11 protein-coding genes and 3 pseudogenes are annotated in these 20233 nt (G+C 71.9%); 4 read left to right on the top strand and 10 right to left on the bottom strand.

The features are described from left to right. Positions 1 to 85: 85 nt before the first annotated feature. Genes OG542_RS34000 through OG542_RS33980 form a run of 5 tightly spaced genes read right to left on the bottom strand, consistent with a single transcriptional unit; the run spans position 86 to position 8266 of the window. Complete coding sequence (locus OG542_RS34000; protein WP_184597039.1) at positions 86 to 691, bottom strand: GTP-binding protein; 606 nt, start codon at positions 689 to 691, stop codon at positions 86 to 88. Continuing rightward, positions 672 to 4322, bottom strand: coding sequence for a hydantoinase B/oxoprolinase family protein (locus OG542_RS33995; RefSeq protein WP_328415843.1), 3651 nt, complete (start codon positions 4320 to 4322; stop codon positions 672 to 674). The genes OG542_RS34000 and OG542_RS33995 overlap by 20 nt, the downstream gene beginning before the upstream one ends. A 24-nt stretch (positions 4323 to 4346) precedes the next feature. Continuing rightward, complete coding sequence (locus tag OG542_RS33990) at positions 4347 to 4742, bottom strand: DUF742 domain-containing protein (RefSeq protein WP_184597042.1); 396 nt, start codon at positions 4740 to 4742, stop codon at positions 4347 to 4349. Positions 4743 to 4751: 9 nt separating this feature from the next. Further along, a complete protein-coding gene (locus OG542_RS33985; protein ID WP_030247150.1) occupies positions 4752 to 5186 on the bottom strand; it encodes a roadblock/LC7 domain-containing protein in 435 nt (144 codons plus the stop codon). Then, positions 5183 to 8266: a sensor histidine kinase gene (locus OG542_RS33980; protein WP_328415839.1), complete on the bottom strand. Its 3084-nt coding sequence runs from the start codon at positions 8264 to 8266 to the stop codon at positions 5183 to 5185. The genes OG542_RS33985 and OG542_RS33980 overlap by 4 nt, the downstream gene beginning before the upstream one ends. Before the next feature lie 377 nt (positions 8267 to 8643). Between OG542_RS33980 and OG542_RS33975 the strand changes: the two genes are divergently transcribed. Then, complete coding sequence (locus OG542_RS33975; protein ID WP_328415837.1) at positions 8644 to 9249, top strand: hypothetical protein; 606 nt, start codon at positions 8644 to 8646, stop codon at positions 9247 to 9249. Between the two features lie 76 nt (positions 9250 to 9325). On the opposite strand, the pseudogene OG542_RS33970 reads toward OG542_RS33975, so the two are convergent. Further along, positions 9326 to 9964 (bottom strand): annotated as a pseudogene (locus OG542_RS33970) (FAD-dependent oxidoreductase); the annotation flags it as partial. Between OG542_RS33970 and OG542_RS33965 the strand changes: the two are divergent. From OG542_RS33965 to OG542_RS33955, 3 genes and pseudogenes are all read left to right on the top strand, one after another. Beyond that, positions 9959 to 10060: pseudogene (locus OG542_RS33965) on the top strand (aldehyde dehydrogenase family protein); the annotation flags it as partial. The pseudogenes OG542_RS33970 and OG542_RS33965 sit on opposite strands and share 6 nt — an antisense overlap. Positions 10061 to 10165: 105 nt before the next feature. After that, positions 10166 to 11728 (top strand): APC family permease, encoded by a 1563-nt coding sequence (locus OG542_RS33960; protein WP_328415835.1) that lies wholly within the window; start codon positions 10166 to 10168, stop codon positions 11726 to 11728. A gap of 9 nt (positions 11729 to 11737) precedes the next feature. Continuing rightward, a pseudogene (locus tag OG542_RS33955) lies at positions 11738 to 12071 on the top strand (hypothetical protein); the annotation flags it as partial. Between the two features lie 167 nt (positions 12072 to 12238). Here the strand turns inward: OG542_RS33955 and OG542_RS33950 are convergent. The 4 genes from OG542_RS33950 to OG542_RS33935 form a co-directional block, all read right to left on the bottom strand. Next, a complete protein-coding gene (locus OG542_RS33950; RefSeq protein ID WP_328415833.1) occupies positions 12239 to 16876 on the bottom strand; it encodes a hypothetical protein in 4638 nt (1545 codons plus the stop codon). Positions 16877 to 16932: 56 nt separating this feature from the next. After that, positions 16933 to 17814 (bottom strand): hypothetical protein, encoded by an 882-nt coding sequence (locus tag OG542_RS33945; protein WP_328415831.1) that lies wholly within the window; start codon positions 17812 to 17814, stop codon positions 16933 to 16935. A 69-nt stretch (positions 17815 to 17883) separates the two neighbouring features. Continuing rightward, the gene (locus OG542_RS33940) at positions 17884 to 19410 is read right to left on the bottom strand and encodes a hypothetical protein (RefSeq protein ID WP_328415830.1); all 1527 of its coding nucleotides are present in this window, start codon (positions 19408 to 19410) and stop codon (positions 17884 to 17886) included. A 69-nt stretch (positions 19411 to 19479) separates the two neighbouring features. Then, complete coding sequence (locus OG542_RS33935; protein WP_193480139.1) at positions 19480 to 20175, bottom strand: GntR family transcriptional regulator; 696 nt, start codon at positions 20173 to 20175, stop codon at positions 19480 to 19482. Positions 20176 to 20233 lie beyond the last annotated feature (58 nt).

Raw genomic sequence — 20233 nt, 5'->3', positions numbered from 1 at the left:
CCACGCACGCGTGGGCCTCGTTTCCGGACTGCGGCCCGTACCCCGGTCGGCGGGGGTACGGGCCGCGCCCGCTAGTGGGCCTGCGTCAGGTGGTCACCGTCTGGCGTTGGTCGGCCGCGTAGGCCATGGCGTGCTGGACGACGCCGATGAGTGCTTCCTTGACCGACTCGCGATCGCGGGCGTCGCACATCAGGAGGGGCACGCCGTCGTCGAGGTCGAGGGCCTGGCGGACGTCCTCGATCGGGTAACGCGGGGCGTCCTCGAAACAGTTGACGCCGACGAGGAAGGGGATCGAGCGCCGTTCGAAGTAGTCGACGGCGGCGAAGCTGTCCTCCAGGCGGCGGGTGTCGGCGAGCACGACGGCACCGAGCGCGCCCTCGGAGAGCTCGTCCCACATGAACCAGAACCGCTCCTGGCCGGGCGTGCCGAAGAGGTACAGCACCAGGTCCTCGCGGAGTGTGATGCGGCCGAAGTCCATGGCCACGGTCGTGGTGTGCTTGCCTTCCACGCCGCTGGTGTCGTCGATCGGACGCCCTGCCTCGGTGAGCAGTTCCTCGGTGCGCAGCGGCCTGATCTCGCTGACCGCGCCGACGAGCGTGGTCTTGCCCACGCCGAAGCCGCCGGCCACCAGGATCTTGAGCGTGACGGGCTCGACCGGAGGCTTGCCGCGCTCAGAACGCCCGAAGATCATCGATCTCTTCTCCTGCTTGATGGGGGTCGGGCGACGGCGGGCCGTAGCCTCCGCCGCCTGGGGTTTCGATGACGAGTACGTCGCCGGTGACGACGTCCGCGGAGTCGCTGCCGCCGAGTTCGGTCACCGTGCCGTCGGCGCGTTCCACCCGGTTGGCGCCGAGAGCACCCGGCTCGCCGCCCGCCATGCCGTAGGCGGGGACACGGCGGTGCTGGGACAGGGTGGAGACGGTCATGGGTTCCAGGAAGCGGATGCGGCGCACGGCGCCGTCACCGCCGCGCCACCGGCCGGCGCCGCCGCTGCCGCGCCGGACCGCGAACTCCTCGAGGCGCACGGGCAGTCGCCACTCCAGGACCTCGGGGTCGGTGAGGCGTGAGTTGGTCATGTGGGTCTGGACGACGGGTGCGCCGGGGAAGCCGTCGCCCGCGCCGGAGCCAGAGGCGACGGTCTCGTAGTACTGGTGGCGTTCGTTGCCGAAGGTGACGTTGTTCATGGTCCCGGAGCCCTCGGCCTGGACGCCGAGCGCGGCGTAGAGGGCACCGGTGACGGCCTGGGAGGTCTCCACGTTGCCGGCGACGACGGCGGCCGGCGGCTCGGGGGCGAGCAGGGAGCCGGGCGGTACGACGATGTTCAGGGGGCGCAGACAGCCGTCGTTGAGGGGGATCTCGTCGGCGACGAGGGTACGGAAGACGTACAGGACGGCCGCGTTGACGACCGAGAAGGGCGCGTTGAAGTTGGTGGGCAGCTGCGCCGAGGTGCCGGTGAAGTCGATGGTCGCGGCGCGGTTCTCGCGGTCCACGCGCACGCGTACGCGGATGACGGCGCCCGAGTCGGTCTCGTAGGCGTAGTCGCCGTCGTCGAGCGCGTCGATCACGCGGCGTACGGCCTCTTCCGCGTTGTCCTGGACGTGCCTCATGTAGGCCTGGACCACGTCGAGACCGAAGTCCTCGATCATGCGGCCGACCTCGTCGACGCCCTTCTGGTTGGCGGCGATCTGGGCGCGCAGGTCGGCGAGGTTGGTGTTCGGGTTGCGGGAGGGGTACGGCGCCTCGGTGAGGAGGCGGAGGGTCTCGTCCTCGCGGAAGCGGCCGTCCTCGGCGAGCAGCCAGTTGTCGAAGAGGACGCCCTCCTCCTCGATGGTGCGGCTGCCGGCGGGCATGGAGCCGGGGGCGATGCCGCCGATCTCGGCGTGGTGGCCGCGTGAGGCGACGTAGAAGAGGAGCGTCGGGTCACTCTCCGTGACGCTCGACGGTACGGTGTCGAAGACCGGGGTGATCACGGTGACGTCGGGCAGATGGGTGCCGCCGTGGTACGGGTCGTTGACGGCGTAGGTGTCGCCCGGGCGCATGCGGGAGCCGCGCCGGCGGATGACCTCTTTGACGCTCGTGCCCATCGAGCCCAGGTGGACGGGGATGTGCGGGGCGTTGGCCACCAGGTTTCCGTCCGGGTCGAAGAGGGCGCAGGAGAAGTCCAGGCGCTCTTTGATGTTGACGGACTGGGCGGTGGACTCGAGACGGGCGCCCATCTGTTCGGCGATGGACATGAAGAGGTTGTTGAAGACCTCAAGCAGAACCGGGTCGACTTTCGTGTCGAGATCGGAACTCTGCGTGATCGCGGCACGTTCCATGACCAGATGACCGCCGTCGGTCGCCGCGGCCTGCCAGCCGTCGTCGACGACGGTCGTCGCGCCGGCCTCGGTGATGATCGCCGGGCCGGTGACGGTGTCGCCGGGGGGAAGGCCCTCGCGGCGGTGGAGGGGTACGTCGCGCCAGGCGCCGCCCGTGTGGAGGCGGACGGTCTGCGGCGCTGCGGAGCTGCCGTCGGCGGTGGCTTCGCAGGGGGCGAGAGCGGAGAGATCGGGGGGTTCTGTGATGCCGGTGGCTTCGACGGAGAGGGCTTCGACGACGATCGGTCGGTCGAGCGTGAAGGAGTACGTCGCGCGATGACGTTCTTCGAAGGCGTGCCGCATCGTGTCGGGCTCGGTCAGCTCGACGGTGAGGGTGGCGTCGGTGCCGTCGTAGCGGAGCTGCGCGCGGCGGATGATCTCGATGTGTTCCTCGGGGACGTCCTCGGCGCGGAGTTCGGCGCGTGCCGCTGCTTCCAGGTCTTCGGCGGTCTTGCGGACGCCGGGCATGGAGGCGGGTTCCAGGGGTGCCTCGACGGACTGTTCACGCATGGCGGTGGTGTCGGCGAGGCCGATGCCGAGTGCGGAGAGGACACCGGCCATGGGCGGCACGAGGACGGTGCGGATGCCGAGGGAGTCGGCGACCATGCAGGCGTGCTGGCCGCCGGCGCCGCCGAACGTGGTGAGGGCGTAGCGGGTGACGTCGTGACCCTTCTGGACGGAGATCCGCTTCACCGCCGACGCGATGTTCGCGACGGCGATCCGCAGGTACCCCTCGGCGACCTGTTCGGGGGTGCGGTCGTCGCCGGTCTGTTCGCGGATCTCGCGCGCGAGGGCGGTGAAGCGGTCCCGGACGAGTGCTTCGTCGAGGGGCTCGTCGCCGTTCGTGCCGAACACCTTCGGGAAGTGGGCGGGCTGGATGCGGCCGAGGACGACGTTGGCGTCGGTGACGGCGAGCGGGCCGCCTCCCCGGTAGCAGGCGGGCCCGGGGTCCGCGCCCGCGGAGTCCGGCCCTACGCGGTAGCGGGAACCGTCGAAGTGCAGGACCGAGCCCCCGCCGGCCGCCACGGTGTGGATGTCGAGCATGGGGGCGCGGAGCCGGACGCCGCCGATCCGGCTGGTGAAGACGCGTTCGTACTCACCCGCGAAGTGGGAGACATCGGTGGAGGTGCCGCCCATGTCGAAGCCGATGACGCGGTCGAAGCCGGCCAGCTGCGACATACGGGCCATGCCCACGATGCCACCGGCCGGCCCGGACAGGATTGCGTCCTTGCCGCGGAACTGCCCGGCCTCGGTCAGACCGCCGTTGGACTGCATGAACATCAGCCGTACGCCCTCGAGTTCGTCGGCGACGTGCCGGACGTAGCGGCGCAGTACGGGCGAGAGGTAGGCGTCGACGACGGCGGTGTCCCCGCGGGGGACGAGTTTCATCAGGGGGCTGGCCTCGCTGGAGAGCGAGATCTGCGGGAAGCCGATACGGGCGGCGAGTTCCCCGACGGCCTGTTCGTGGGCGGGGTGGAGGTGGCTGTGCATGCAGACCACGGCCACGGCCCGGACCCCGTCTTCGTACGCTTCCTGGAGGGGCCCGGCGAGTGCGTCGAGGCCGGGCGCGAGCAGGACGGTGCCGTCGGCGGCGATACGCTCGTCGACCTCGACGACTCGCTCGTACAGCAGCTCGGGCAGTTCGATGCGGCGCGCGAAGATGCTCGGGCGGTTCTGGTAGGCGATGCGCAGGGCGTCGCGGAAGCCCCGGGTGATGACCAGCAGGGTGCGCTCGCCCTTGCGCTCCAGGAGGGCGTTGGTGGCGACCGTGGTCCCCATGCGCACGGTCTCGACGGGGTCGCCCGAGTCTGCCAGCAGGGTGCGGACGCCCTGGACCGCCGCGTCGGCGTAGCGGGCCGGGTTGTCCGACAGGAGCTTGTGCGTGAGCAGCCGGCCGTCCGGGCGTCGCGCGACGACGTCGGTGAAGGTGCCGCCTCGGTCGACCCAGAACTGCCAGCCTGTCACGTCAGTACCCCGCTTCCGCGCTGCTCACAGCGCCCGGAGGCCGTTGATCACGTCGCGCAGAATACTCTCGTCCGGCAGTTCGGCAGGGGGTACGGGCCGGTTCACATGGACGAATTCCGAGTCCACGAGATCTCCGACAAGGACCCGTACCACCCCGATCGGCAGGTCGAGTTCCGCTGCGAGTTCGGCGACCGACTGCGGGACGTCGCGGCACAGCTCGACGATGTCCACGTGCTCCGGGGAGAGCATGTGGTCGGCTTCCGGGTCGTCCGCCTGCGGTTCCGTGACCACGACCGCGATCAGATCCAGGCGGTGCTGGCCCTGGCTGCTGGTGCGGCCGCGTGTCATGGCGTACGGACGGACGACCGGTCCGGCTTCGTCGTCGAACCAGTGGCTTCTTCCCTGACCGTCAGCGCTCATGTCATCCCACTACCCGCCTGCGGGCAGATCGGTGCGCGGAGCGGCGCCCAGATGCACACCGACCCGCTTCACGAGGAGCGTCATCTCGTAGGCGACCTGGCCGACGTCCGAGTCGGCGTCCGAGAGGACGGCGAGGCAGCTGCCGTCACCGGCGGCGGTCACGAACAGGAAGGCGTCGTCGAGTTCGACGACGGTCTGGCGGACATTGCCGGCCTCGAAGTGGCGTCCCACACCCTTGGCGAGGCTGTGGAAGCCGGAGGCCACGGCAGCCAGGTGCTCGCTGTCCTCCCTGGTCAGGTCCCTGGACACCCCGGTCGGCAACCCGTCGCCGGAGAGCACGAGGGCCTTGCGGATGCTCGCGACGCGGTCCACCAGGTCATCGAGGAGCCAGTTCAGCTCCCCCTTGATGGTCGCAGTGTGGCCGGTCGCCTTCGGTGCGGTCATCGACCGTCCCCCTCTGTCGTTCCTTGTCGTGCTGCGCCGCTGTGGGCGGCATCGCCCGCGGCGTTCTCATCACGGCCGCGCTGCCAGCCGCGCTGGAGCGAGGCCATGCGGCTGCGTACTTCCTCGGCGTCGCGTTCGACGGGTTCGGCCTTGTCCTCCGTACGCGGCTCGGGACCCCGCTTCAGCTGGGGAGCCAGGTTGGCCTGTCGAACGCGCCGGGGCAGTGCCGTGGTGCCGGAGCCGGCCCCCCGCAGCGGGGAACCGGGTGCCGAGCCGGTGCCCTGTGGCGCGGCACCGGAGCCGTCCTCGTGGCGCGTGGGCCCGCCGGTGTTCTCCGGCGTGGGCCCGGAGCGGTGGTCGGGTGCGTCCGGGCCGTTGGATGCGATCTCCGCGCGACGGGTGCGCTTGGGCAGCGCGGGCGGTTCCGGCCGGTCGCCCACGGCACTGCCGGGCGTGGCCGGGGATCCGGTGTGGTCGGCGGCGCGGCCGGCCGCGCCGATGGCCGGGCGAGCGGATTCCGTCCCCCGGCGGCGGGACGGCAGTGGCGGCGGTGCGTCGGTCTGCGCCTCGCCTCGCCGGGTGCCGGTCGAGGCGTCCTCGGTGCGGCGCCGGACCGGAAGCGCGGGCTCCGGCCCGGACCGGCCCGTGGCCCGGCCGCTCGCGGACTCCTCGCCGCGGCGACGCGACGGGAGCGAGGGTGTGGCCCCCGGTTCCGCCGGACCGGTTCCCGTGGCGGGCTCCTCGTCGGTCTTTCCCCGACGGGGGCGCTGCTCGGTGACCGGGCGCCCGTGCGAGCTGACCAGCTTGGGGGTGTGGCGGCGGAGCGGGGCGGCCGGAGCGCCGAGCTCGTCGTCGGTGTCGGTCCGGTCCCGTCCGCCGCGGGCGTCGCTCTGCTGCTGCGGCTCGGGGCGGCCGGCTGTCTCGTCCTGGGCGCGGGTGAGGGAGTGGTGGGGACGGAACAGGGCGCCGTGTCCGCTGTTCTCGTCCTCGAGGGAGCCGGGGAAGCCGCCGATGGCGTCCAGGTCCACCGGCGCCTCCAGCTCGACCGGGCCGTCCAGGAGGGAGGCAGGCAGGCCGGGACGCTGTGCGGGCGCCTGGGACAGGGCGGCACGGCGGCTGTCCTGGGGCTCGCTCTCGCCGGCCAGCTGGGGGCGGTCGAGGCGGAACCCGATGCCGTTCGTGTCCGGGATGTCGTCCGTCAGCAGCGCGTCGGGGATGAAGACGACGGCGGTCGTGCCTCCGTACGGGGAGGGCTGCAGGGAGACCCGGACGTTCTGTCGCTGGGCGAGCCGGCTGACCACGAACAGACCGAGCCGGTCGGTGTCGGACAGCTCGAACTCCGGCGTCTCGGCCAGCCGGAGGTTGGCGTCCAGGAGCGCTTCGGCGGCCATTCCGAGGCCGCGGTCGTGGATCTCCAGGGTGAAGCCGTTGGCGACCCGCTCGCCCAGGACCTGGACGGCTGTGTGCGGCGGCGAGAAGACCGTGGCGTTCTCCAGGAGTTCGGCCACGAGATGGGTGAGGTCGGCGACGGCCGGGCCGGTGACGGCGATCCGCGGAAGGCGGCGGACCTCGATGCGTTCGTAGTCCTCGACCTCGGCGACGGCGGCGCGTACGACGTCCATGAGCTGGACGGGCTTGCGCCACTGACGGGAGGGGGCGGCGCCGGAGAGGATCACGAGGCCCTCGGCGTGCCGACGCATGCGGGTGGTCAGGTGGTCGAGGCGGAACAGGTCGGCGAGTTCCTCGGTGTCCTCGGTCCTCCGCTCCATGGCGTCGAGCAGCGTGAGCTGCCGGTGGAGCAGGACCTGGCTGCGGCGCGCGAGATTGACGAAGACCTCGGAGACGCCGGCGCGCAGCTCGGCCTGTTTGACGGCGGCTTCGACGGCGGCGCGCTGCAGGGTGTTGAGGGCCTGGCCGACCTCGCCCATCTCGTTCTTGTCGTACTCCAGGTGCGGGACCTCGGTCTCGACGTCGACCTGCTCGCCCGCGGAGAGACGGCGCATCACGCTGGGCAGTCGCACCCCGGACGCCTCGTGGGCTTCCAGGCGCAGCTGCCGCAGATCGCGGATGAGGGTGCGGCCGACGCGCACGGACAGGAAGAGGGAGACCAGGAGCGCGAGCAGGCCGAGCACGCCGGCGATGACCGCCTTGGCGATGACGCCCATGGCCACCGGATCGACGCGGTCCTGGTAGCGGTCGTTGGCCTGGTCGTTGAGGGTGCCGAGCTCGTCGAGCACATTGCCGGCGGCGCTGTCCCAGCTCTTCGCGGAGACACCGCGGGGAGCTCCGGACCCGGACGAGACGGCCGCTTCCTCGGCCACGCGCAGCGGAGCGGAGGAGGCGTTCTTCCAGAAACTCTCGTAGCGGTCGCGCTCCGCGACGGGCAGCAGCGGCAGGTTGGCGTCGTACATCAGGGTGCGCTGGGCCACGAGGTCGGAGATGTCACGCTCCTCGGACCGGGAGATCTCGCCGACGATCAGGGCGGAGCCGAGGAGGGCGTCCTCACGGGAGAGCAGTTCGCGGGCGCGGGCGAGATTGACCAGCGCGCGGTACTGCTTGTCCAGTTCGACGTTGTCGACCACGTGCAGATTGGCCAGGAGGACGTAGCACGGGTCGACCAGCCGATTGTAGAGGTCGAGGGCCTGAGAACGGTTGACGGTGCCGTCCTCGACACTGCTGCGCAGCGACTCGATGCCTTCGAAGGCGTCCAGGACCGCGGTCAGCCGTTCGTCGGTGTCCTCGCCCATCGCGTCGCGCACGTCCGGGTTCCGGGCGTTCTCGCGGATGCTGCCGACGGCCTTGTCGCTGGCGGTCCGGCTGCGCCGGAGCGCTGCGAGCCCGTCGGAGGCGCGGGGGTCGGCGAGGTAGACGAGGGTCTGGCGGCGTTCCTCCTGGAGGACGCGGACGGTGTCCTCGATGGGGTAGCCGATCTTCTCCACCACGGACGACACATTGAACAGGTCGGCCGCCTCACGCCCCGTGAGCACCGTGGCGAAGGCCCAGATCGCGCTCAGGGACACCAGCGGCACGAGAAGCAGCGCCACGATCTTCCGGCGGATGGACTTCCCGCGAAAGCGCATGGCCTCCCCCAGCTCGGGTCCCCGGCCTACCCGGGGTACACATGTGCGTCAACAAACGGCGCGAGCCTACTACCGACCCCCAGGGAACTCGAAGACCGGTCCGGAAGGTGAACTTCCGCGCCAGCCACGAGGCATGGGGAGTTGTCCGGGCATTGCGGGAGTTGTCTCCCCGAAACCGATGCCGGCCGCGCGGGCCGATCGCCGTGACTCGTCTGGGCGGTTGGCTGAAATTTTTCGGTTCTTGGGAATCTTCGTGGTGGGTTGCTCGTCCTTCTCTACGGGAGATGGAGGCGGAATCGGCCACAGGAGCCGCATCCGCACCCGGGCGGCGTAAAACAGCGCAAGCCGGGCAGCCACTGGGGAGTACGGGTCTTCGGATGCGTACGAGCGGTCTGCTGGCGGTGGGGAGTGACACGTTGATGGGCACGGCGGAGCGGCGCGGGACGCCCAGGGCTGTTGGGGCGCATGTGCCTGGGCATCGCAAGCGCGAGGCGACTGATCGCGACATTCCGGCTGAGGAGGCCGAGGCCAGGGCTCACGAAAGAGCAGCCCTGGCTCAGGAGGTGCGCCGCGGCGTACGCGAGCAGCGGTACAACCGGCCCCTGTGGGTCGAGGAGCCGGCCCGGCGACGGCGGTTGCCGGATCCGGTACGGACGGCGGCCGTGCGGGCGGTGCTTCTCATAGCCTTGACGCTGATCCAGGCGATGGTGGCTTTCCTGAGCACGATGGCCGGGTCCTGGCTGGCGTTCCCCATGGTGATCAGCAGCGTGGCCAGCACGATCGCGGCCACCTGGGGAGCGCTCGATGTGTGGGTGACGCGTCAGGTCTGGAACCAGCGCAACGGCGTGGTGTCCATGCCGAGCAGCACGGCACGGGCCCTGCGCCGCGAGCGGCGTCGGGCCCGAAGGCAGGCACGCGCGGCCGTACGGGCCCAGGAGCGGATACGCCGGCGGGGTGGGGCCGGGCAGTTGTCCCACTCGTGAGGAGTGACGGCCGGGGCCCTGGTGAGGCGTCCGGACCTCGGAGCGGACGCTCGGCCGACGCCCTTACCGGCACTCCTCACCGTGCGGCGGACTGCACCCGCTCCTCTCCCGCGCCCCGAGCGAGTTCGCGTCGGGCCCGCATGAACGGGCGCGGGCGATCCACGGCGAGCACCGCGGTCGTCCGGCCGTCCCGCTCGTACCGGGCGAGGAAGCCGCCCTCGGCCGGTGCGCCGTCGGAGAGCTCGCCCTCGGTGATGCGGACGGTGTCGCCGTCCGTGCGCCGGCCGGCGAACTGGATGCGGGCGCCGTACTGGTCGGACCAGAAGCAGGGCACGGCGGTCGCGGTCTCGACGGTTCGTCCGGCGAGCAGGTTGGTCACGGCGGCTCTGGGCTGCTGGGTGGCAGACGTCCAGTGCTCGGCGCGGGTGCCGTCGACGTAGGCGACGTCACCGACGGCGACCACTTGGGGCAGGGCCGTCGCACAGCCGTCGTAGCACAGGACGCCGTCGTGCAGGGCCAGGGCCGAACCGTCCAGCCAGGCGGTGTTGGGGGTGGTGCCGATTCCGACGATCACGATGTCGGCGGGGAGCGTGCGGCCGTCGGTGAGTTCCACGCCGGTGACGGTGGTGGTGCCCCGCAGTCCGGTCACTCCGGTGCCGGTGACGAAATCCACCCCACCTCGATGGTGCAGTGCGGCGCACACGGCGGCCATCCGGACGTGGACCTCGTCTCCTTCACCGGCGGTCTGGAGACCGGCCGTCGGCTGACGGCTGCCGCCGCCGGGACGGTGAAGAAGGTGGCACTCAAGCTCGAGTATCGCGAGACGAAGCACATCTGGCGTAACACCCGCCCCACCCCCCAGGGTTGGTTCGACTGATCGAATCCGCACCGAGGAACATCCATTGAGGAACCGCACATGAGACCGACCGCGCAGTCCACAGACGCCCCCGGCCAGGACGACGCCGAACTCACCGAGTTCGGCTACAGACCCGAGCTCAAGCGCACCCTCGGCAACTTCCACACCTTCGCCGCCGGGATCAGTTACATATCGATCCTGACCGGCACCTTCCAGCTGTTCTACTTCGGCTACGCCAGCGGCGGCCCCGCCTACTGGTGGTCGTGGCCGATGGTCTTCGTCGGGCAGTTCATGGTCGCGCTCTGCTTCGCGGAACTCGCCGCCCGCTATCCCGTCGCGGGCTCCGTATACAACTGGTCGAAGAAGATAGGCAATCCGCATCTGGGCTGGCTCGCCGGCTGGATGATGTTGATCGCCTCTATAGTGTCCATAGCGGCCGTGGCGCTGGCCTACCAGTTGACGCTGCCGCAGATCTCGTCGTTCTTCCAGTTCGTGGGGGACGGCACCGGTACGTACGACGTGGCGACCAACGCGGTCATCCTGGCCGCGGTGTTGATCCTGTTCACCACCGTGGTGAACGCCTTCGGCGTCAAGTTGATGGCCAGGATCAACACGGCGGGCGTGTTCATCGAGTTGGTCGCCACTGTCGTATTGATCGTCCTGTTCGCGGTCCACATCACGCGTGGTCCGCAGGTCGTCATGGAGACGCACGGCACCGGCGCGGGGTACGGAAACGGGTACCTGGGTGCCTTCCTGGTGGCCTCACTGGCCTCCGCGTACGTCATGTACGGCTTCGACACCGCCGCCTCGCTCGGCGAGGAGTCCCTGGACCCGACCCGGAACGCGCCGCGCGCGATCATCCGGGCGATCGTCGCGTCCTTCGTGCTCGGCGGTCTGATCCTGCTGCTCGCGCTGATGAGCGTGTCCAGCCTCGAGGGCGAGAAGCTGTCCACGGACGGTCTGCAGTACATCGTCCTGGACGTGCTCGGCCCGACGGCCGGCAAGGCGATGCTGTGGTGCGTGCTGATCGCGGTGACGGTGTGCGCCCTGGCGGTCCACACGGCGGCCGTCCGGCTGGCGTTCGCGATGGCCCGCGACAACAACCTGCCCGCGTCCTCGAAGCTGGCCAAATGCCACCCGCGGTTCCAGACACCGGTACTGCCCACCGTGATCATCGGGATCCTCGCGCTGGCGATCCTGGTGGTCAACATCCGCCAGCCGCAGATCTTCACCGTCGTCACCAGCATCGGCATCATCATGATCTACCTCGCCTACCTTGGTGTCACGGTGCCGCTGCTGGTCGCCCGGCTGCGCGGAAAGTGGCAGCCCGCGAGCGAGGGCCGCTTCTCCCTGGGCCGCTGGGGGCTGCCGGTCAACATCCTGGCCGTGCTGTGGGGCGGGGCCATGACGCTCAACCTCATCTGGCCGCGGGCCGCGGTCTACAACGCCGCGGCTCCCTACCACTGGTACCTGCGCTGGGGCGCGGTGCTGTTCGTCGCCGTCATCGCGGGCGGCGGCTTCGCCTACTACTGGTTCGTGCAGCGGCACCGGACCGGCGTGCTCGCCGAGCACCGCTCGGAGGCCGCGGACACCGCTCCTCTCGCCGCCCCGGCGGCCGACTGAAGGAGGCCCATGAGTACGCATGAGTTCGACTATGTCGTGGTCGGCGGCGGCACCGCGGGCAACGTGGTGGCGGCCCGGCTGTCCGAGGACCCCTCCGTCACGGTGTGCGTGCTGGAGGCCGGCCCGAGCGACGTCGGAGACGACGACCGGTGCGGCACGGCCCTGCTGGAGGCGTGCGCGCAGGCGGGCATCCCCAGGGTCGCCTTCAACACGGGCCGGACGGTCGTGCTGGTTCCAGATCAACTCCGACGAGAACAACATCCGCCAGTCGTCGTCGGTCGCCTACCTGCACCCGATTCTCGGCAAGCGGCCCAACCTGGAGGTACGCACGGGAGTACGCGCCATGTACCCGAGCAGGCGGACGGGTCGGTGATGCCCGACCTGGTCACCGTCAACCCGTGCATCACGACCATGATGATCGGCGAGAAGCGCGCGGATCTCCTGCGGGGAGTCGCCTGACCGTGGGCGACTGCGCGACCGTCGTGACTGGTCGCACGGTTCCCCGCGCCCCTAAGGCGCCGTGGACGCCGGGCGTTTGTACATCCTGGTGGCAGTGATCTCGCTGTGGACCTCCTCCCCCGCCCGGGTCTGCTGCGGAAGGCCCGGGCGGAGGTGTTCCTCGACGCTGATGTACTTCAGGCCGGCCCGCAGGTCGGCGTCGTTGCGCATGCGGATGACGAGGGGGAACTCGGCCAGCGCGGTGGTGTCGAACAACCCCGTGGTGTAAAGGAGTTGGACGCCCAGCGCGTCCGACACCGCCCGCTGGAGTTCCAGCAGGTACGTGGCGTTGGCGCGGCCGATGGGGTTGTCGAGGAACAGGGTGCCGGCGTGCCGGTGCTTGTCGCGGCCCCGGTCGTTGCTCCGCAGCGCGGCCATCGTGCAGTACAGGGCGATGGCCGCGGTGAGGAGCTGACCGCCCGAGAACACGTCGCCCATCTGCCCGACGGGGACGCGCTCGGCGCGCAGCACCGCGTCGGGCTTGAGGATCTCGACGGCTACGCCCTTGGGCTGCAGGGCCGCGGCGACGCCCCGCAGCAGCAGGGACATGCCGTCGCGCCGCAGGTCGGAGTTCTTCTTGACGGCCGCTCGGGTCGCCTCGTCGATGACCTCGCCCAGCCGCTCGGTCAGTGTGGCCTGGTCGGGCTCCTCGAAGCGGATGCGGAGGAACTCCTGTCCCGACCACTCGCCGAGGCCTTCCGGGAGGCGGGAGAGCCGCTGGGCGGAGCGCAGGGTGGCCAGGGCCGACTCGACCAGGCCACGCAGGCGGTCCACGATCGAGTCGCGGTTGCGCTCCAGCTGCTCCAGTTCGTCCGTCAGGACCCGGAGCCGGGGCGCGAAGGCGTCCGCCCACTTCTGGGCGTGCTCGGGCAGCGCGGAGGCGGGCAGTTCGCGGATCTGCTGCCGTGCCGGGGTGCGGACCTGCTCGTAGCGCGTGGAGTTGGCGTGCCGGACGAGGATGTCGCTGGCCTCGCGGACGGCGGCCTCGGCGGCGGACAGGTCGGCGGCGCAGCCGCGCAGGGAGCGGCGGGCCTCGGCGGCCGACTGCCGGGCCTCCTCCGGGCTGCCGGGGTAGGGCTCGGGCTCTTCGTGTTCCTCGTCCGTGGCGTGCTCGCGCAGCAGGTCGCGGAGCATGGCGGCGATCTCGTCGAAGCCGCCCGCCGCGTCCTCGGCCGCACGGTGGGCGTCGAGGAGTTCGGTGTGCGCGTCCCGTGCCTGGTTCAGTGCCTCGGTGTGGGAGGCGAGTTCGGCAGTGGCGGTGCGCAGCAGGGTCTGTGCGTGCTCGGCGTCGCGGGGCTGCGTGTCCTCGGGGAGTTCGGTGTGGGCCTCGCCGTCCTCGGGCGCGTGCCGTTCGGCCTCGCCCCGCAGCCGCCCGAGCTGCTCGCTCGCGTTCGACATACGGGTCTCCAGGAGCTGCACCAGCTCCTCTGCCCGGGCCGCGGCGGCCTGGCGGCTGGGGCCGTCGGAGCCGTCGGGGGATTCGAGGAGCTGCTCAGCGCGCGTACGGACCTTGTTGCTCAGCCGGTCCAGGTCCGCGCGCGCCGCGCTCTCGTCGCTCTCGGCGCGGGCCTGCTCGGCCCGCAGGTCGGCGCCCACGCCGACCTTCTCGTACACCTGGGACGCGGCCCGGTAGGCCTCGCGCAGGGCGGGCAGGGAGGCCTTCGGGGTCTGGGTTTCGTCCTCGGGTACGTCGTCGGGGGCGCCCGCGATCTCGGAGCGCTCGGCGCGCAGGGCGCGGGCGGTGCGGCGGGCGTCGTCGGCGGCGCGCTGGGCGGCACGCCGGTCCTCGTCGGCGGCGCGGGCGCGCTCCAGACAGGTCTGGGCGCCCGCCTCGGCCTCGGTCGCCTCGTCGGCCAGTTCCCGCAGCTTGACCTGCCAGCCGGCCCGCTCGCGCAGCCGGAAGGCGAGCCCGGCGAGGGCGTCGGCGGAGCGGCGGGCCTTCTGGGCGGCCTCCTGCCGCTCGTCCCGGACCCGGGCGGCCTCGGCGGCGGTCTCGTCGGCCTCGGCCCGCACGGTGCGTGCCTCGGCCAGCTCGGCCTCCGCCTCCTCGGCGAACGCACGGGTGTCCTGTGCCGCACTGGCCAGTTCTGCCAGCCGGCCGGAGGGGCAGCCGGTGCGCCAGGAGGCGAGCCGGGCGGCCAGCTCGCGGTCCTTGCCGAGGCGGGCGGCGAGCGCGCGGATCTCCTCGTCACGCTCGGTCGCCCGGGTGCGCAGCGCCTGCCGCTCCTCGTCGGCGGCGTGCTCGTCGTGCATGGCCGGGTTCGGCGGGACGAGGAACACGTCGCCGCTGTCGGCGTCCGGGGCGGGGGTCGGGGCGAGCAGGGCGGCTGCCGTGCCCACGGCCACGGCGGAGCGAGGCAGCAGCGCCGCGTCGCCCAGCGCCTCCCGGGCGCGTGCGTGGGAGTCGGGGTCGGTGATGATCACGCCGTCGACGAGTTCGGGCCGGGCGGCCAGCACGCGCGCGTGGTCGGCGGGGTCGACGGCCTGGGCGAGATAGCGCCAGCCGGGCAGCGCGGGGATGCCGTGCTCGCCGAGGTACTCGACCGTGGCCAGCACGTCCGGGCCGGGCGGCAGCAGCCCGCCGTCACCGAGCGCGCCGAGGATCCGGGAGTCGTCGGCAGCGGCCGTACGCAGGTCGAACAGCTGCCGTTCGGCGGAGCCGACGGCGTCGTCGAGCAGGTCGCGCAGGTCGTCGGCGAAGCGGTCGAGCTCCTCGGGGCTGAGCCCCTGTTCGCCGGACACGGGCGGGACGGCCGGCTCGCTGTCCGAGCCGTGTCGGGGCTGCGGGATGCCCGGCCGGGTCTCGGAGGTGAGGCCGAGCAGCTCCGCGAGCCGCTCCTCCCCCGCCAGCGCCTCGGCGGTGCGGCGCTCGGCCTCGTACGACCGCTCCGCCGCCGTGGCCGCGTCCGCCGCGCGGGCCGCGGTGAGTTCCGCGCGGGTCTCGGTGGCGGCTGCCTCGCGCGCGTGCTCCGTGGCCCGGTGGGATGCCTCGCGGGCCGCGTCCCAGGCGGCGACCGCCGTCTTCTCGGCGTCGCTGGCGGCCAGGGCCGCACGGGCCGGGTCGGCGTCGGGCGCGCTGTCGTCGAGCCAGCCGGCCCGCACCGCCTCGGCGGTCTCCTGCTCGACCTCGGCGAGGCGCTGCTTGAGGTGCCCGACCTCGCTGCGGGCGCGCTGTGCCTGCGTGGCGGCGGCGGTGGAGTCGCGGTAGGCCGAGTCGCTGACCTCCTGGAGGCCGGCGGAGCGCTCCTCCTCCTCGTTGGCGAGGCTCTCGGCGTTCCCCGCGGCCGCGTGCAGAGCACGTACGAGATCGACGGCGGCCTTGGAGCGGGCGGCCAGCGCGGGGGCGGCGTCGCGCTCCGCCTCCTGGATCGCGGCGGACACCCGGGCGACGCGGTCGGCGGCGGCGCGGTGGCGCAGTACGGCCTCGGCGGCCTGCCACGCGGAGTACAGCGTGCGGGCGTCGGCGAGCTCGCGCTTCTGCGCGGCGGCGGACTTCTCGGCCGCGGCGAGGGCCAGCGAGGCGTGCCGGTAGGCGAGTTCGGCGGAGATCAGCGCGCTGCGCTCGCGGGCCGCCTCGGCGTGTGTGACCGCGTACGCGGCGGCGGTGACCCGCTGCGCCAGATCGGCGGCCCGGGTCCGCTCCTGAACACCACGCGCGGACAGCCTGCGGGCGAGGTTCCGCGTACGCCGCTCGGCTCCGGCGTGGATGTCCCGCGCGCGGGTGCGGGCCTCGGCGGCCTCCACGATCCGCCCGAGCAGGTCGACCGAGCCGGCGGTGAAGTCACGTTCGGCGATCAGCTCGGCGCGCCGGCCGAGCTTGTTGCCGAAGCCGCCGACCAGGTCGGCGAGTCCGTCGGTGTCGCGGGTGTCGGTGACGGCACGCAGCAGCAGGTCGGTGAAGTCGGAGTCCTTCTTGACCGCGAAGAGGCCGGCGGCCTCGCCTTCGTCGGCGTTCATCTCCCGCTGGTAGCGGAAGAGTTCCGGGTCCAGGCCGAGATCGCCCAGGTGCTCGATCCAGCGGTCGTGGATCTCCTCCCAGTGCACCTCCAGGTGCGGGTAGGTCTTGCCCGCCTCCGTGAGGGCGTCGCGGAAGCCCTTCATGGTGCGCCGCCGCCCGCGCGCGCCCGACTGGCCCTCGACCGGGGCCCGTACGGCGGTGGACTCGGCCACGGGGAGGTTGTCGAGGCTCAGTCCGGGCCCGGGGCGGAAGGAGTACCAGGCCTCGGCGAACTTCCGCGGGTCGTTGGAGACCTGCCGCCCGCGCCACTCGCTGACCTTGCCCACGACGACGCACTCGCCGGTCAGCACGTGCTGCCATTCCAGCGCGACGTGTCCGCAGTCGTCGGCGAGCAGGAACTTGCGCAGCACGCCGGAGCTGGCACCGCCGAGCGTGTTCCGGTGGCCCGGCAGCATCACCGAGAAGATCAGCTTGAGCAGCACCGACTTGCCGCCGCCGTTCTCCAGGAAGAGCACGCCCGCGGGTGCCGGCCGGCGCGGCGGGCCGACGGGCTCCTCCTCGAAGAACTCCGCCTGCGTGGGCGCGGGGTCGGGCACGGCCTCACCCACACCGCGCAGGTCAAGCACGGTGTCGGCGTAGCGCGCACCGGCGGGCCCGATGGAGTAGAGGCGGACCCGGGACAGCTCGTACATGGCGGACTCTCGTAAGTCTTCGGCAGGTCGGGGAAGTTCGGCAGGGCGGCGCAGGCTCAGGACGAGTGGAAGGGCAGACCCGCGTCGGCCACCAGCTCCAGGTCGTCGCTCTCCTCGGCGGGCAGCAGCGTCGGTGTGCCGTCGGTGACCGGGACGACGCCCAGCTCCAGCAACTCGGCCATCGCGGCACTGCCGGCCATGTCGCGCACCTGGAGCTGGTAGCGGGCGGTGGTGCGGTACGTGCCGCCGTTGTCGTCGCCGGTGCGCTGGAGGAAGCCGGATTCGGTGAGGAAGGCGACGGCCTTGGCGACGATGCCGGTGGTCGAACCGGCGAGCCGGCGCGCGTCCTTGGTGGCACCGGTCGCGCTGCGCCGCACCCAGATCCGCCAGGCGGCCTCCAGGCCGGGCGTGTCGGTGGCCGGGTCGGTGTTCTCGCCCTGCTCGGCGGCGCGCTCCTCCAGGCGGCGACAGGCCTGGCGCACGAAGGCGTCGACGCCGTTGACCGTGACCCGGCCGATGTAGCCGTCGTCGGCGAGGTCCTCGGGACGCGGGAACGCCAAGGCGGCGACGGCGAGATGGGCGAGCCCGTGCAGGAACCGGTCGCCGCCGTCGGCGGACGTACGACGCGCGTAGTCGCCCATGCGCACGGCGAACACCGAGTCCTCGGCAGCGGTCACGGCCATGCCCGCGCGCGGGGACACCTCCAGCACGATGAGCCCCAAACCCGTGGCCACGGCGTCGGCGAGCCGGGCGAACGGCGGGTCCTCGCGGTACCGCCGCAGCAGGTCCGCGTACTCCTGGTCGCGGGCGGGCTGCAGCTTGGGCTGCAGCCCGAAGGAGACGAGCCGCGCCGCGTCGGCGGCGTCGGCGGGGGTGACGGCGGCGGTGGCCGTCGGCGCCGGTCCCTCCGGCTCACTCCACTCGACGTGCTCGCTCACGGTCGGGGCTCCTTGTTCCTCTGGTACTCGCTCATGCCGCTGGTACTCACTCATACCGCCGGTACACACTCATGCCGCTTCGGTCCGATCCGCCGCCATCCCCGCCGCGTCCAGCAACGCCGTCCCGACGATCAGGTCCGCCCCGCCGAACTCCGGATCATCGAGCTCGGCTCCGTCGTCCACGGCGAAGAGCAGCCTCTGCTCGCCCTGCCGATAAGCCGTACCGACCGGCGGACTGGCCGCGTGCACCGCCAGCAGGGCCACCAGGTACGGCAGTTCGGGATCCTGGCGGCGGGCCTCGGCGAGCAGCCCGGACAGCCGGCGCGGGGCGTCGGCCGGGAGGTCGAGCAGCTCCTGCGCGGCGGCCATCTGCTCCTCGCTGAACCGGCTGTCGTCGGGCGTGGCGATGACATCCGGCTCGGGCATCTCCGCGCCCAGATGCTCCCGCTCCACCGGCGGCGTCAGCAGTATGTCGACGAGGTCCCCGACCCGGACGGACACCGGCGTGCGCAGCCCGGTGCCACGGGCGAAGAAGGCGTCCGTGACGCGGACGGCCCGCTCGAGCGACAGCGGCAGGACGGGGGCGACGAGATGGCCGTAGAGGTCGATCCCCGACGTGGTCATCGGGGTGGCGAAGGCCTGCCGGTCCTGCTCGGCACGGAACAGCGGTCCGGCCTCGAGCAGCCGGGACTGCAACTGCGTGTGCCGGCGGATGCAGTCCTTGACGATGTCGACGAGCTCGGCGGCCCGGCGCTTGTGCTCGGGGTCCTCGGACTCGTCACGGGCCTTGCGGATGTTGGTCAGGATCGCGTTCTCGTGGCGATAGCGGTCGGCGACGTGCTCCAGGGCCTCGGCGATCATGTCGGGCACGGTGCTCAGCCAGTCCACCGCGCGCACATTGCGCCGGGTCGCGTCGAGGGCCCTGCGCAGGGTCTCCGAGTACTGCACGGTGCGGTAACGGGCCTGTTCGGCCGCGAGCTGGGCGTCGGCGAGCCGGCCGCGGCTGATCAGCACCTCCAGCTTGACCTCGGCGGCGATCTGCGCGCTGGTGACATCGGTGTCGAGGGCGCCGACGAGGACGTTGACCGCCTCGTCCGTCGTACGGAGATAGACCGTGCCGCCGGGGCCCGGGACCTCCTCGATCAGCTTGAAGTCGTAGTCACGGCGCACATACGTGCCGTCCGCGCCGAAGGTGCCGTACACGGCGCGGAAGCCGCGGTCGACGCTGCCGACGTTGATCAGGTTCTCCAGGACCCAGCGGGCCACCCGCTCGTGCTCGGCGGCGGGCCGCTGCGACGCCTGCGCGGCGATGCGCGGGATGAGGCGGGCGACGATCTGGTCGTGGTCCGCACCCGTGTCGAAGTCCATGTTCAGGGTGACGAGGTCGATGGCCGCGAGCGCGACCTCCGCCATGCCGTACACCGAGTACTCACCCGCGAGGTTGGCCTTGCGCGCGTCCAGGTCGTGGAGCGGCGCGGTGCAGGCGAGCGCGCGCAGACGCCGCGCCAGGCCCTCGTCGGCGGCCGGCCCCGGCGCGGGGCGCGGCCCCGCGCTGAACTGGGGCGGAACGCTGTCCGTCGATGCAGGCGAAGTCACGGTGCACAGACTAGGTCCTGGGTCTGACAACCACCCAAACGACGCGGGTACGCCCCCTCGGCGGCCCCGTCAGCCGTCCTCGCCGACCCGCCGCCGGTACACCTCCACGACCCGCTCCAGCGAGTCGTCCAGATAGCCGGCGAGCAGACGCTCGGCCTTGCCGCGCTCCCCGGCCTGAAGAGCCTCGAGAATCGCGATATTTCGTGCGATGTACGGCTCGTGCAGCCGCTGCGGCTCGTCCACCACATGGAAGGCGAGACGCAGTTCGGCGAAAACGCTGCGCATCAACTCGGCGGTGCGCTCACTCACGGCGAGGGCGACCAGTTCCCGGTGGAAGTGGATGTTGGCCGTACCCACTCCCTTCCAGTCACCTTCCCGAGCCGCCCGCCGCCCCTCCGCGACGGCACCGGCGAGCCCGTCAAGGCCGTACGGCGGCTCGCCGAGGCCACGGACGACGGCACACTCGACGAGCCGGCGGGTGCGGTAGATGTCCTCGACGTCCTCCACGGTCAGGACCCGGACGAAGACCCCCCGGTTCAGCTCGTGGACGAGCAGGCGTTCGTGCGTGAGCAGGCGGAACGCCTCGCGCAGCGTGTTGCGGGAGACGCCGAGCGCGCCGCCGATGCTGTCCTCCGACAGGCGCGTCCCGGGCGGGAAGTAGCCCTCGGCGATCCGGCTCCTGAGGATGTCCGAGACCCGTTCGGCGGTGCTGGTGCGCCCCAGGAGAGCCCGATCGTCGGCGAGGTCCTTCAGCTGCTCTGCCATGCGGGAATTCAATCGCACATCACAAGAAGAACCAACATGGGTATTGAGGGATCGTTGA

Origin of the sequence: Streptomyces violaceus (assembly GCF_036014075.1) — a bacterium.
In the GTDB taxonomy this organism is placed as follows: Bacteria; Actinomycetota; Actinomycetes; order Streptomycetales; family Streptomycetaceae; genus Streptomyces; species Streptomyces violaceus.
Note: the sequence above shows the minus strand (reverse complement) of the source record. Positions and strands in the feature narration are given on the sequence as shown.